Consider the following 13,538-nt stretch of genomic DNA (forward strand, 5'->3'; position numbering starts at 1 on the left):
ATGCAGGATCGTCAATACGACCGGCGCTGTCGACGTAAGCAGGCACGCCGCTCTTGGAGTGGATCGCGCGGCGTGCTAACGGCCCGTCATCATGGAGCGCCCTCTGATCGCCGTGTTCAACGGCCCCAACCTCAACATGCTTGGCCTTCGCCAACCGGAAGTCTACGGACGCGCCACGCTGGACGACGTAGAACTGTTATGCGCGCAGACAGCCGAGCGCCTCGACGTGGCGATCGATTTTCGCCAGACCAACGGCGAGGGCGAGCTTATTTCCTGGGTGCAGGAATGCAGGGGACGAGCGCAGGGCATCATCATCAATCCCGCGGGCTACTCCCACACATCGGTGGCTCTGCTGGACGCGCTGCTGGCCGTCGATCTGCCCGTTATCGAGGTTCATATCTCGAATATCCACCGCCGGGAGCCGTTCCGCCATCACTCCTACGTCTCGCGGGGCGCGCTCGGCGTGATCTGCGGACTTGGCGTGCCGGGTTATGCGCTGGCGCTTCAGGCCATGACTGACATCATCATTAACGAGGACCTTCAATGAGCCAGATGCTCGTGGACGCGGATGCCATACGGGCATTGGCGAATATCCTGAACGACACCGGACTGACCGAGATCGAGGTTTCGGAGAAAGACAGCCGCATCCGCGTCGTGCGCGCCGCCGCCCCCGTAGCAGCCCAGGCAGTCGCCCCCGTCGCGGTGGCGACGCCTGCCGCCCCTGCGCCTGCCGCCACGCCGGTTCCGACAGCTCCTGCGGACCTGTCCAAGCACCCCGGCGCAGTGAACAGCCCGATGGTCGGCATCGCCTATCTCGCGCCCGACCCGTCGTCTCCCCCGTTCGTTGCGGTTGGACAGACCGTGGCCGCAGGGCAGACGCTGCTGCTTATCGAAGCGATGAAGACCTTCAACCAGATCAAGGCCCCGAAAGGCGGCACGCTGAAGCAGGTCCTCGTGACGTCCGGCGATCCGGTCGAATTCGGTCAGCCTCTCGTCATCGTCGAGTGATGTTCTCCAAGATCCTCATCGCCAATCGAGGCGAAATCGCCCTGCGCGTGCTCCGCGCCTGCCGCGAAATGGGCATCCGCACCGTGGCTGTCCACTCCACCGTGGACGCCGACGCAATGCACGTCCGCCTCGCGGATGAAGCTGTATGCATAGGCCCGCCGACGGCGCGCGAGTCCTATCTGAACGTCGCGGCGATTCTTTCCGCCGCCACGATCACCGGTGCCGAAGCGATCCATCCCGGCTACGGCTTCCTGTCGGAAAACGCGGATTTCGCCGAAACCGTGGAAGCGCACGGTCTGACGTTCATCGGTCCGACCGCGCAGCACATCCGCACGATGGGCGACAAGATCAGTGCGAAAACGACCATGCAGGCGCTCGGCGTGCCGCTGGTCCCCGGCTCCGACGGCGAACTGATCAACCTCGATCAGGCGCGCGAAGTTGCGGCTCAGATCGGCTATCCCGTGCTGATCAAAGCCGCAGCTGGCGGTGGTGGACGCGGCATGAAAGTCGCGCAGGACGAGAGCGAGATCGCCGAAGCGTGGAGCGTAGCCCGCACCGAGGCTCTGGCCGCGTTCGGCAACGACGCTGTCTACCTTGAGAAATACCTCGACCGGCCGCGCCATATCGAACTGCAGATCCTCGGAGACACCCACGGCAACGTGGTGCATTTCGGCGAGCGCGACTGCTCGTTGCAGCGCCGCCACCAGAAGCTGCTGGAAGAAGCGGGTTCTCCTGCTCTGACAGCCGCCGAACGCGACGCCATCGGCGCCACGGCGACTGCAGCGCTGTCGAAGATGGGCTACCGCAATGCGGGCACGCTGGAGTTCCTGTATCAGGACGGTCAGTTCTGCTTCATCGAGATGAACACCCGTCTGCAGGTCGAACATCCCGTCACCGAAATGGTGTGCGACATCGACCTGGTCCGCGAGCAGATCCGCATCGCGGCGGGCGAGCCTCTTGGTTACGAGCAGAAGGACATCACCTTCTCCGGTCACGCCATCGAGTGCCGCATCAACGCCGAAGACCCTGAGACGTTTGCGCCGAGCCCCGGCTCGATCACCATGTTCCACCCGCCCGGCGGGCCGGGCGTACGCATGGACAGCGCGATCTTCACGGGCTACCGCGTGCCGCCGTATTACGACAGCATGGTCGCCAAACTGATCGTCCACGCCCCGACGCGTGACGCCGCCATCCGACGGATGCAGCGCGCGCTGGACGAGATCGTCGTTGAAGGCGTGAAGACGGTCATCCCGTTGCACCGCCGCATCATGGCGGACCCTGAATTCCAGAAGGGCGATTACACCATCCACTGGCTCGAGCGGTTCACCGCCCGCAAGGCCTGACTGCTGCGGTCGCCTCTGGGTCAGGGGCGACCGTTCAGGAAATCCTGCAGCGTCGCGTGAAACAGGCTCGGCGCCTGCAAAAACGCGAAATGGCTGGAATCCGGCAAAATCAGCAGATACGCGCCGGGAATCATATGTGACATGGCCACCGTGTGTTCCTGACGAATCATCTCGTCATGATCGCCGTCGACGACCCAGACAGGCGTATGGATCGTCGCCAGACGCCCGGCGTCCCAATGGGGTTCCCGTCCCCACATCGCCTGTACACTTGCCGCGAACGTGTTGAACTTCCCCGGCGTCGGCGAAAGCCGCTGATACTCTGATCGCGCACGATCAAAAAAACATCTTACGACCGTCGACTGCCCCGCGTTCGGATCGTTGCCGCCGGGATCGACATTGGCGCCGAACGCGAACACGCGGCTGATGCGATCCGCGTGATTCAGCGCCAGATCCAGTCCTACGATGGCGCCGTCGCTCCACCCGATGATCGCAGCCTTGTCTATCCGCAGATGATCGAGCACCGCGACCGCGTCCTCCGTCATCAGGTCATAGCCCAGCCGCTGCGTTCCTGCCGTGTTCCGCCCGTGCCCGCGGCTGTCGAGCAGAATGACCCGATATCCATCAGCGACCAGATTCCGCGCCTGAGCCGCAAGGAAATTCGCGTTGGCCATCCCTCCGTGCAGCATCAGCACGGGCTTGCCTGTTCCCGCTTCCGCATAAAACAAAACGGCCCCACGATTGCGCAGATGGTCGGTCCGAAATGTCGGCCCGAGGTCTGGCGTCGCCGGCAGCGTTCGCCAACGTGGCGCCGACGGCTCGTCACAAGCGCCGGGCGGCGCCGCGAAAAGACCGGCTGGCGCAAGGTGAAGGCCCAGAACCACGGTCGCCGCGAACCGGAACAGCCGCGATTTTGCGCGCGATGGCATACGCAACGACAGGCGCGAAGGCGGTGAAAACATTCGAAAGCTCCTGGCGCTGCGCCGGCAGGGGCGCCGCCGACGTCTTCTTTCCCATGTCAGCATACCGCCGCCGCACCGGTCGAGCCGCGCAGCGGGGCAGACGCCTGCCGATCGGCGGTTGCCACACGCAGGATGCACGGTTAAACGCCCCGTTTATTGCGCCAGATCCGCCTCCGTTCGCGCACAGGGCGGCGCGCCAGACGTTACGAAAGACCCGCCCTTATGGACCAGTCCGCACCGCTGCGCGTCGCGCGCGCTCTCATCTCGGTTTCCGACAAGACCGGCCTGATCGACCTCGGCCGCGCGCTTGTCGCGCACGGGGCGGAAATCCTGTCCACAGGCGGTTCCGCCAAGGCGCTTCGCGACGCCGGACTGCCCGTGACCGAGGTGTCCGACCACACCGGATTCCCGGAGATCCTCGACGGCCGCGTGAAGACGCTGGTCCCCCAAATTCATGGCGGCATCCTCGGTCGCCGCGATCTTCCCGCCCATGTGGAGCAGATGCAGGCGCATCAGATCTCCCCGATCGATCTGGTCGCGGTGAATCTCTATCCTTTCGAGGCGACCGTCGCTTCAGGAGCTGGCGCCGAGGACTGCATCGAGAACATCGACATCGGCGGCCCCGCCCTGATCCGCGCAGCGGCGAAGAACCATGACGACGTCGCTGTGCTGACCAGCCCGGCTCAGTACGCCGAAATCATCGCAGCGCTGGAACAGGGTGGCACAACCCTCCAGACGCGTCGCGCCCTTGCTGGAGCGGCTTACGCCCGCACCTCCGCCTACGACGCTGCGATCTCGGCGTGGTTCGCCAAGGAGCGCGAGGACCTACTGCCGGAGCGCCTGACCATCGCCGGCGAACGCGCCGAAGTGCTGCGTTACGGCGAAAATCCGCACCAGCAGGCAGCGTTCTACCGCAATGGCGAAACGCGGCCCGGCGTCGCGACCGCGCGGCAGGTTCAGGGCAAGGCCCTGTCCTACAACAACCTCAACGACACGGACGCCGCCTTCGAAGCGGTCGCCGAGTTCAGCGAACCGGCGGTCGTGATCGTCAAGCACGCCAACCCGTGCGGCGTGGCTACGGCGTCCAGCCTGTCCTCCGCATGGGATCTCGCGCTCCGGTGCGATCCCGTCTCCGCTTTCGGCGGCATCGTGGCCCTCAACCACGCGCTGGACGAGGAAACGGCCGAGAAGATCGCCTCGATCTTCACCGAAGTCATTGTCGCGCCAGACGCCACAGAAGGCGCCATGATCGCGCTGGCGCGGAAGAAGAACCTCCGGCTGCTGCTGACCGGCGCACTACCAGACCCGTCTCAGGGCGGACTTGTCGTCCGTTCGCTTGCTGGCGGTTTTCTGGCGCAGACCCGCGACAACGGGCGCATCGGCGTAGCGGATCTGAAGGTCGTCACGAAGAAGGCGCCGACCGATACCGAGATGGCCGACCTCCTGTTCGCGTTCCGGGTGGCCAAGCATGTGAAGTCCAACGCCATCGTCTACGCAAAGGACGGCGCCACGGTCGGCGTCGGCGCCGGGCAGATGAGCCGCCTCGACTCCGCGCGCATCGCCGCCAGCAAGGCCGGGGACATCGCCAAGACGTTAGGTCTGGACGCGCCGCTGACGAAAGGAAGCGTCGCCGCTTCCGACGCGTTCTTCCCCTTCGCCGACGGTCTTGAAACCATTGTCGCGGCAGGCGCCACTGCGGTTATTCAGCCCGGCGGATCGATCCGCGACGACGAAGTCATCGCCGCTGCTGATGCAGCCGGAATCGCTATGGTCTTCACCGGTATGCGTCATTTCCGGCACTGACCCGCACGCACCCCCATTGCCTGCCGGGAGCGAAAGTGGCGAGATTGCTGGCCTCACGCGTCAGAGGCTGATCCGTTAGCGTTCTCGCCCGGATCGGCCTCTGACTTCCCGCTCTACGTGCATCTTTTACCCGATCAAGGCTCCAGTCTGATCGGATGGCGTTCTAACGATCGCGTCTCTGCGTTTCTCAGCGAATCGCATGGATCGCGGCAAGTCGAGGCGATCATGCGTCATTCTCTCAGGTCAGCGTTTACGACTCTGCTCTTGTCTGTCGCTGCGTCCACGCTGGGCGCAGGCTACGCAGGCGCTGCTAGCGGCCCCACGGCCGATTCTGTCTACGATCTCTCTGGCCTGCCGACCTTCAGCGGGGTTGTCTCCCAATATTTGCCCTCGCCGAACGGGCAACTTTCGGGTTTCTTGCTCTCCGACGGCACTGAGATTTTCCTCTCCCGACAGTTGGCCGAGACGCTCCCAAAGCTGGTGAAACCGGGCGAACGCGTCAGCGGGTCAGGCCTCAAGGGAAAATCCCTCCCCATCTTCCGCGCAGTCGCTGTGTCCGGCCCCCACGGGCAGGGCTCAGACGATACGGCGATCACCATGCCTCAGCATGGCCCCGAGATGCTGGCCGGACCGGATCTGGTCGTCAGCGGCGTTGTGGGTCAGCAGTTGTATAACGTGCGCGGGTTACTGGTCGGCGCGATCCTGAAAGACCATACAGTCGTAAGCCTCTCGCCCGGCGGCGCCGCGAAAGTAGCTTCCTGGCTGTCTCCCGGGTCGAAAATCTATGCGGTGGGGCCCGGCGCGACCGGTGATCTCGGGAAGGCGCTGTCCGCGCGGGAAATTGGCCCGAGTGCCGATCATCTTGTCACCGTGGTCGCGGACGACGCGCCAGAGGCAGGCAATCCCCCCGGCTCGCCGGGCTACGACGTGATCCCGGCTTCGGAGAGTCACTGACACCACCTGAAGACCCGCATGAACGGGACCATCTCCACTGGCCCGGCGACTTCGTTGGAGATGCGTCCTGCAACTTGAGATTGCGGCGCAGCGTAAAGCCTCCCGCCACGAAAATGTCGCGCCGGGGGCCCGTTCTCGGCGGCATACCCGGAACGCTTCAAAATCTATTTCAAGAGAAATCTTGCCGAACAACCGGGTTAGGCACCTCTGTGAAGAATACGAACTCCGCAGATACGCTCACCCCCGTGCGCCAGCGCGCCTCAGACGCCCTGAAGGCGCGTGAAGCTCCAGTATAAAGGCTGCCGTCCCGCCGCCAGAGCTTTCGCTTCATAGCGGGTGGGAGCCCAGTCATCGGGCCGCGTGGTGGCTGGCGCCGCCACGTCAAAGAGTGTCTGCGCCGCCATCACTTCCTCGACCCAGTTCTGATAGGTCGGATCGTCGCTGGCGACGCGCCAGACCGCCCCCGGCTTAAGAGCGCGGGCGACCAGCGGCAAATTTCCCGGATGGACGAAACGGCGCTTGGTATGGCGCGCCTTCGGCCAAGGGTCGGGAAACATAAGGAACAATCGGTCGAGAGACGCCTCAGGCAACGCCGCGAGCAGTTCCCGCGCGTCCTCGTCCCAGATACGCAACATCGGCGGCGACGGCGCAGTCGCCTCCTCGCCCTCCGGAAACAGACGGCCCAGCAAAGAACACAATCCGTTTTCGAAAACTTCCGACGCGATATAGCCGACCTGCGGATGCGCCGCGATCTGCGCAGCCGTATGCTCGCCGCCGCCGAAACCGACCTCCAGCCACACCTGCTCCGGACGGACGTCGAACGCGTCGGCTGGGCTTGTCGCATCGGAAAGGGCGAATCTCATGCGGGGCAGAGATTCGTCGATCAGCCTTTGCTGCCGGGGACGCAGTGGATGACCACGTTGCCTCCCATAGAGGCGTATGGCGGGCGGTTTGAGGGTAACGGAGGAGGACTCCGCCTCCTCCTCAATCGCGGTCCGGACCAAGTCTGTGGCCTTATTAACGGACGTGAATATCAGCGATTGAACGCGCCGCGCAGCGCGTCGACGAGATCAATGCGCTCCCACGGGAAGGTGTCGCGCGCTTCGTCTGGCGTGCGTCCGAAATGCCCGTACGCCGAGGTCTCCGCATAGATCGGGCGGTTCAGACGCAGGTGCTGACGGATGCCGCGCGGCGACAGGTTCATCACCTCACGCAGGACGCGGCCGAGCTTCGCCTCGTCAATGTCCTTTCCCGTTCCGTCGAGGTCTACATAGACGGACAGCGGGTGCGACACGCCGATAGCGTAGGAAATCTGCAGCGTGCAACGATCGGCGAGGCCAGCAGCTACGACGTTCTTCGCCAGATAGCGGCAGGCGTAAGCGGCGGAACGGTCGACCTTTGTCGGATCTTTGCCGGAGAATGCGCCGCCGCCATGCGGTGCCGCGCCGCCGTAGGTGTCGACGATGATCTTGCGGCCGGTCAGACCGGCGTCGCCGTCCGGGCCGCCGATCACGAAGATGCCCGTCGGGTTGACGTAGAATTCGTCTTCCGGCGGCAGCCAGCCTTTCGGCAGCACATCGGCGACAATCGTGCGCAACTCGTCACGGAGTTGCTTCTGGTTCATGCCCTCGTCGTGCTGCGTCGAGATCACGACGGAGGTCGCGCCAACCGGTTTGCCGTCGACGTAACGGAGGGTCACCTGGCTTTTCGCATCGGGCTGAAGACCGAAAGCGCGCTTGTCGCCCGCGCGACGCAGGTCACGCATGGTCTTGAGAATGCTGTGCGAGTAGTACAGCGGCGCTGGCATGAAGGTGTCGGTTTCGTTCGTCGCGAAACCGAACATGATTCCCTGGTCGCCCGCGCCCTCGTCTTTCTCGCCCGCGCTGTCGACGCCGACAGCGATGTCCGCGGACTGCGCATGCAGGTAATTGCTGATCTCGGCGTTCTTCCAGGAGAAGCCAGCCTGATCGTAACCGATGTCGCGGATCGCCTCGCGCGTCAGTTCGATCAGTCCTTCGGACGTCACGGACGCAGGGCCGCGGACTTCGCCCGCGAGGACGACGCGATTGGTCGTCACCAGCGTTTCGCAGGCGACCCGGGCTTCAGGATCGGCGCCGAGATAGGCGTCAAGCACCGTATCGCTGATGCGGTCCGCGACCTTGTCCGGATGACCCTCGGACACTGATTCCGAAGTAAACAGGAACTCGCCGTGCTTGAGCATGATTGTGCTGAACGCCTCGCAAAAAATGGAATTACGCCGCGACCTCGCGCGCCGCTGCGAATAAAAGACCGACGTCGTTTGGCCGAGGATGGGGGCGGGGTCAAGTTAAGACCGATGCAGTCACGCATGAGCGCCTATTCACGTATATCTGACGTGAATAGGCGCGGACGCTCGCGCGACGCCCACGACCATCGCCAACCAGCAACCTGACAATGAGCGCCGTGTAGAGACCGCACATCCCGGAGCGCCGCTAAGAAAAGAGTATTTCTTCTGTCCTGCGGCCGCCAATTATCACCGACGACGAGGCGCACAAAACTTCGCGCAGGCAGGCCTTAGGTTCAGATCAGGCCGAGCACATGCTCCATCGAGTAAAGGCCCGCGGCCTGTTTCGCCGCCCAGGCCGCCGCCATGACGGCGCCGTCGGAAAACACCCGCCGGTCGAACGCCCGGTGCGTAAGGCCGATCTGTTCGCGCGCGGAGGTAAAGAGCGCCGTGTGCTCGCCGACGATCTGTCCGCCCCGCAACGCCGCAAAACCGATGCCGCCCGTCGATCGCGCGCCGCAATGCCCTTCCCGCGCCGGCTCGCGCACGGCGTCGAGCATGAACCCGCGGCCCGCCGCGACGGCGGCGCCTATGGACAACGCAGTGCCGGAAGGCGCGTCGACTTTCTGCCTGTGATGCATCTCGACTATTTCAACATCGTAGGTTTCCGCCGGAAGCGCCGCGCCCATCTGCCGCGCGAGACGCTCAACCAGCGTGACTCCGGGCGAGAAATTGGCGGCCTGAACCACCGCTGTCCGTTCGCTGGCCACCTCTACCGCAGCCTGATCGGCGGCGGAGAGACCCGTCGTCCCCAGCACCCAGGCGACCCTGGCTTCTGAAACGATTTCCGCGTGACGGACCACGGTCGACACGTGGGTGAAATCGATCACGGCGTCGACATCCGAGATCAGTTCGCTCAGGTCGCCGACGATTCTCACGTCTGCGATCGGAGACTCCGCGCGTGACGTGCCGCCGACCAGCGCATATCCGGCTTCCCTGACGCTCAGGACCAGATTTTTACCCATTCGGCCTGTTACGCCAGTGACGGCGATCCGCAACGTATCTCTGGTCATGTCTTGAAAACGCCCTCAACCATCATCGCAACCGGCGGCCTCATTACCGCCGCCATACTCATAGGCAAACGCTCAGGACGATACGATGCAAGGGTGGCGGCGCGATCCGGGGGGAAGATCGCGCCGCCGGTATTCATCCACGGTGCGATTTGGGGGGATCACCATGGACCCTTCCTCCTACGACGTTTGCCCTGCCCGTTCAACGCCAATACGGATCGATTTCGATATGAGGCCGATCGTTGACACTGCGGCTACCGCAGTTTTTCGCTACGGCGCGTGGCTAAACGCGTCCCCGCCAAAGCGATCCAGCGCGCCCTGAAGCATGTACGCGGCCGCCATCTTGTCCACGGTCTCCTGCCTGCGTTTGCGCGTCATGTCGGCCTCCTGAATCAGGAGGCGATTGACTGCGCTGGACGACAATCGCTCGTCCCACAACGCCGCAGGCACGCCTATGCGCTGCGACAGATCCTGCGCCCAGTCGCGTGCGGCCTGCGCGGCAGGGCCGAAATTGCCGTCGAGCGAAAGCGGCAAACCAACGACGATGCCGCCAACATCGTGCTCTCGCACGATCGCGTCGATGCGCGGAGTCATGGCGCCCAGCTTGTCGCGTTTGAGAACGGAGTACGGCGACGCGACCATCCGCATCACATCGGACAGCGCTAGGCCTACGAGGCGTGCGCCAGGATCGATGCCGAGCAGCCTTTTGCCGGGAGAGAGGTCGGCGAAGAGCCGGTCCATGTTGAACAGTGCCATAGGCTGGGGGTATGTTGCCGCTCCGCCGGCCACGCCAGCGTTTTTTTTCCTCTGATGAGAGTTTTTGCTGCATGTCGCTCGATCTCGCGACCACGAGACGTATCGCCAAACTGGCCCGGATCGGCCTTGACGATCAGGAAATCGAAACCGTGCGCGCCCAGATGGGCGGCATCCTTGGCTGGATCGAGATCCTGAACGAGGTCGACGTTGAGGGCGTGCCCCCGATGGTCGGCACGTCCCAGACGACCGCCCTGCCCCAGCGACAGGACGCAGTGACCGACGGCGATCGCCAGAACGACGTGCTGGCGAACGCTCCGGATCGTGAAGGTCCCTTCTTTACCGTGCCGAAGGTGGTCGAATGATGCTGACAGATCTGACCATCGCACAGGCCGCAGAAGGCCTGCGCAAACGCGACTTCACGGCCGCCGAACTGACGAACGCGCATGTCAAGGCGATCGACGCGCTGAACGGGCGCCTGAACGCCTACATCACCGTCACCGCCGATCAGGCGAAGGAGGCGGCCGCTCAGGCTGACAAGACCCTCTCCGCTGGCGACGCCCCGACGCTGACCGGCATCCCGCTGGGCATCAAGGATCTGTTTTGCACGAAGGGCGTAAGGACGACGGCGGCCAGCCGTATCCTTGGCGATTTCACGCCGACATATGAAAGCACGGTCACGGCGAACCTGCTCGCCAATGGCGCGGTGTTCGTCGGCAAGACGAACCTCGACGAGTTCGCCATGGGCTCGACGAACCTGACCTCCGCGTTCGGCGTGGTTGAAAACCCCTGGCGGCGCAACGGCGACGACACTCCGCTGGTGCCGGGCGGATCCTCCGGCGGCTCGGCCGCTGCTGTCGCGGCGCATCTCGCCATGGGCGCGACGGGCACGGACACGGGCGGGTCGATCCGCCAGCCTGCGGCATATTGCGGCATCGTCGGGCTGAAGCCGACCTATGGACGGTGCAGCCGCTGGGGCACGATCGCCTTCGCAAGCTCGCTGGATCAGGCCGGCCCGATGACCCGCACGGTCGAGGACGCGGCGATCATGCTCGCCGCCATGGCCGGTCACGACGCAAAGGACAGCACCAGCGCCAACATCGCCGTGCCGGATTATCGCGCCGCCTGTGGGCGCAGCCTGAAGGGCCTGCGCATCGGCGTGCCCGCCGAATATCGCGCGCCCGGCATGTCCGCCGAACTTCAGGCTGTGTGGGATCGCGGCGTCGCGATGCTGCGTGAGGCCGGATGCGAGATCGTGGACGTGTCTCTGCCGCATACGAAATACGGCCTGGCAACGTACTACATCATCGCCCCCGCCGAGGCGTCGTCCAATCTCGCCCGCTATGACGGCGTGCGATTTGGCGATCGCCGCGAAGGCGCAAGCCTTAACGAGCTTTATGAGCGCACCCGCCATGACGGCTTCGGCGAGGAAGTGCGTCGTCGTGTTCTGGTCGGCACCTACGTGCTCTCGGCCGGGTATTACGACGCCTACTACCTGCGCGCGCAAAAGATTCGCACTCTGATCCAGCGCGACTTCACACAGGCGTTTGAATCCGTAGACGTGCTGCTGACCCCCACGGCGCCGACCGCCGCGTTTGGGCATAACGAGAAGCCGGAAGACCCCGTGCAGATGTATCTGAACGACGTGTTCACCGTGCCCGCGAGCATGGCGGGCCAGCCAGCCCTGTCGGTGCCGGTGTCGCTGGACAGCACAGGCCTGCCGCTTGGCCTGCAACTGATCGGACGGCACTTCGACGAGGAAACGCTGATCGCCGTCGGGTCGGCGCTTGAAAAGGCCGCCGACTTTACCGCGCGTCCCACCTTCCGCGCAGGAGCAGCGGCATGACGTACACTCTGGAAGGCGCCACCGGCACGTGGGAGATCGTTGTCGGTCTGGAAGTCCACGCGCAGGTCATCAGCCAGTCGAAGCTGTTCTCTGGCGCCTCGACCCTGTTCGGCGGCGAGCCGAACACGCAGGTCAGCCTGATCGACGCCGGATTTCCGGGCATGTTGCCGGTCATCAACCATGAATGCGTAGCGCAGGCGATCCGCACTGGGCTCGGGCTGAAAGCGCATATCAATCTGGAAAGCCGCTTCGACCGGAAGAACTATTTCTACGCCGATCTTCCGCAGGGGTATCAGATCAGCCAGTTCACCCACCCGATCGTGGGCTCGGGCGTGGTTGAAATCGAACTTTCTGACGGCTCCACGCGCCAGATCGGCGTCACGCGTCTGCATCTGGAACAGGACGCGGGGAAGCTCTTGCACGATCAGGATCCGAAGCGTTCGTTCGTGGACCTGAACCGCGCGGGCGTCGCGCTGATGGAGATCGTCAGCGAGCCGGACATCCGCTCTCCAGAGGAAGCAGGCGCGTATCTGCGCAAGATGCGCCAGATTCTGCGTTACCTCGGCACTTGCGACGGCAACATGGACGAAGGCTCCATGCGCGCCGACGTAAACGTGTCGGTCCGCAAGGCGGGCGAGCCGTTCCGCACGCGCTGCGAGATCAAGAACGTCAACTCGATCCGCTTCGTCACACAGGCGATCGAGATCGAGGCCATGCGGCAGATCGAGGTCTGGGAGTCCGGCGGCTCCGTCGACCAGGAAACGCGCCTGTTCGACCCCGCCCGTGGTGAGACGCGCTCGCTCCGCTCCAAGGAAGATGCGCACGATTACCGCTATTTTCCGGACCCGGACCTGCTGCCGCTTGTCGTCGAGCAAGCATGGGTGGATGAACTGAAAGCTCACCTCCCCGAGCTTCCCGACGACAAGCGCGCGCGATTCCAGACGGAATACGGAATCACCGCGTATGATTCCGGCGTTCTGGTCGCAGAGCAGGCGATGGCGGATTTTTATGAATCAGTCGCCAAGGGCCGCGATGGCAAGATGACCGCCGCGTGGATGACGGGCGATTTCTTTGCGGCCCTCAATCGCACCGGCAAGGCGATCGAGGAAAGCCCCGTTGGCGCGGACAAACTTGGCGGGATGCTCGATCTGATCACCGACGGCACGATCAACGGCAAGATCGCCAAGGAAGTGCTTGAGACGATGTTCGAAACCGGCGAGGCGCCGCTTGAAATCGTCGAACGCAAAGGTCTGCGGCAGGTCACTGACACTGGCGCCATTGAGGCGGCGGCTGACGAAATCATCGCAGCCAATCAGGACAAGGTCGAACAGTATCTCGGCGGCAAGGACAAGCTGTTCGGCTTCTTCGTTGGGCAGGTGATGAAAGCGACGCAGGGCAAGGCGAACCCGGCGATCGTCAACGACATCCTCAAGAAGAAAATTCACGGCTGAGTCTGGGCCGAGAGAGCCCAGCCTCTCGCCGGCTCTTTTTAACGTGACGCCCGGAAGCGGGCGTCACGCGTTTCTATCGAAAGCCTGC

Annotated in this window: 13 protein-coding genes; 8 read left to right on the plus strand and 5 right to left on the minus strand. The window is 63.9% G+C overall.

The window, feature by feature from the left end; genetic code table 11:
• Window positions 1–91: 91 nt before the first annotated feature.
• Genes aroQ through accC form a run of 3 tightly spaced genes read left to right on the plus strand, consistent with a single transcriptional unit; the run spans window position 92 to window position 2,351 of the window.
• The gene (gene aroQ / locus G442_RS0100950; protein ID WP_026396474.1) at window positions 92–547 is read left to right on the plus strand and encodes a type II 3-dehydroquinate dehydratase; all 456 of its coding nucleotides are present in this window, start codon (window positions 92–94) and stop codon (window positions 545–547) included.
• On the plus strand, window positions 544–1,008 hold the full coding sequence (gene accB, locus G442_RS0100955) for an acetyl-CoA carboxylase biotin carboxyl carrier protein (RefSeq protein WP_026396475.1): 465 nt from the start codon (window positions 544–546) through the stop codon (window positions 1,006–1,008). Before aroQ ends, accB begins: the two co-directional genes overlap by 4 nt.
• The gene (gene accC, locus G442_RS0100960) at window positions 1,008–2,351 is read left to right on the plus strand and encodes an acetyl-CoA carboxylase biotin carboxylase subunit (RefSeq protein ID WP_026396476.1); all 1,344 of its coding nucleotides are present in this window, start codon (window positions 1,008–1,010) and stop codon (window positions 2,349–2,351) included. The genes accB and accC overlap by 1 nt, the downstream gene beginning before the upstream one ends.
• Window positions 2,352–2,371: 20 nt before the next feature.
• Here accC and G442_RS20265 read toward each other — a convergent pair whose 3' ends face one another.
• On the minus strand, window positions 2,372–3,310 hold the full coding sequence (locus G442_RS20265; protein ID WP_211229107.1) for an alpha/beta fold hydrolase: 939 nt from the start codon (window positions 3,308–3,310) through the stop codon (window positions 2,372–2,374).
• A 222-nt stretch (window positions 3,311–3,532) separates the two neighbouring features.
• Between G442_RS20265 and purH the strand changes: the two genes are divergently transcribed.
• Both purH and G442_RS0100975 read left to right on the plus strand, forming a co-directional pair.
• Window positions 3,533–5,113, plus strand: coding sequence for a bifunctional phosphoribosylaminoimidazolecarboxamide formyltransferase/IMP cyclohydrolase (gene purH, locus G442_RS0100970; protein ID WP_026396477.1), 1,581 nt, complete (start codon window positions 3,533–3,535; stop codon window positions 5,111–5,113).
• A 225-nt stretch (window positions 5,114–5,338) separates the two neighbouring features.
• Window positions 5,339–6,067: a hypothetical protein gene (locus tag G442_RS0100975; protein ID WP_026396478.1), complete on the plus strand. Its 729-nt coding sequence runs from the start codon at window positions 5,339–5,341 to the stop codon at window positions 6,065–6,067.
• Between the two features lie 260 nt (window positions 6,068–6,327).
• On the opposite strand, the gene trmB is transcribed toward G442_RS0100975, so the two are convergent.
• The 4 genes from trmB to ruvX form a co-directional block, all read right to left on the minus strand.
• Entirely contained in the window at window positions 6,328–7,056 is a 729-nt protein-coding gene (trmB, locus tag G442_RS0100980) for a tRNA (guanine(46)-N(7))-methyltransferase TrmB (RefSeq protein ID WP_026396479.1), read from the minus strand.
• A gap of 44 nt (window positions 7,057–7,100) precedes the next feature.
• Window positions 7,101–8,288, minus strand: coding sequence for a methionine adenosyltransferase (metK, locus tag G442_RS0100985; protein WP_026396480.1), 1,188 nt, complete (start codon window positions 8,286–8,288; stop codon window positions 7,101–7,103).
• Between the two features lie 338 nt (window positions 8,289–8,626).
• Entirely contained in the window at window positions 8,627–9,403 is a 777-nt protein-coding gene (gene dapB, locus G442_RS0100990; RefSeq protein WP_035375994.1) for a 4-hydroxy-tetrahydrodipicolinate reductase, read from the minus strand.
• Window positions 9,404–9,670: 267 nt separating this feature from the next.
• Window positions 9,671–10,156: a Holliday junction resolvase RuvX gene (gene ruvX / locus G442_RS20270; protein ID WP_051291778.1), complete on the minus strand. Its 486-nt coding sequence runs from the start codon at window positions 10,154–10,156 to the stop codon at window positions 9,671–9,673.
• A 71-nt stretch (window positions 10,157–10,227) separates the two neighbouring features.
• Here ruvX and gatC point away from each other — a divergent pair, with 71 nt between their 5' ends.
• The 3 genes from gatC to gatB are packed head-to-tail and all read left to right on the plus strand — an operon-like array spanning window position 10,228 to window position 13,450.
• Window positions 10,228–10,518, plus strand: a complete 291-nt coding sequence (gatC, locus tag G442_RS0101005; protein ID WP_026396482.1) for an Asp-tRNA(Asn)/Glu-tRNA(Gln) amidotransferase subunit GatC — start codon at window positions 10,228–10,230, stop codon at window positions 10,516–10,518.
• The gene (gene gatA, locus G442_RS0101010; RefSeq protein WP_026396483.1) at window positions 10,518–11,999 is read left to right on the plus strand and encodes an Asp-tRNA(Asn)/Glu-tRNA(Gln) amidotransferase subunit GatA; all 1,482 of its coding nucleotides are present in this window, start codon (window positions 10,518–10,520) and stop codon (window positions 11,997–11,999) included. The genes gatC and gatA overlap by 1 nt, the downstream gene beginning before the upstream one ends.
• The gene (gene gatB / locus G442_RS0101015; protein ID WP_026396484.1) at window positions 11,996–13,450 is read left to right on the plus strand and encodes an Asp-tRNA(Asn)/Glu-tRNA(Gln) amidotransferase subunit GatB; all 1,455 of its coding nucleotides are present in this window, start codon (window positions 11,996–11,998) and stop codon (window positions 13,448–13,450) included. The genes gatA and gatB overlap by 4 nt, the downstream gene beginning before the upstream one ends.
• Window positions 13,451–13,538: the final 88 nt, after the last annotated feature.

The sequence above is a fragment of the Acetobacter nitrogenifigens DSM 23921 = NBRC 105050 genome (genome assembly GCF_000429165.1).
Classification (GTDB): Bacteria; Pseudomonadota; Alphaproteobacteria; order Acetobacterales; family Acetobacteraceae; genus Acetobacter; species Acetobacter nitrogenifigens.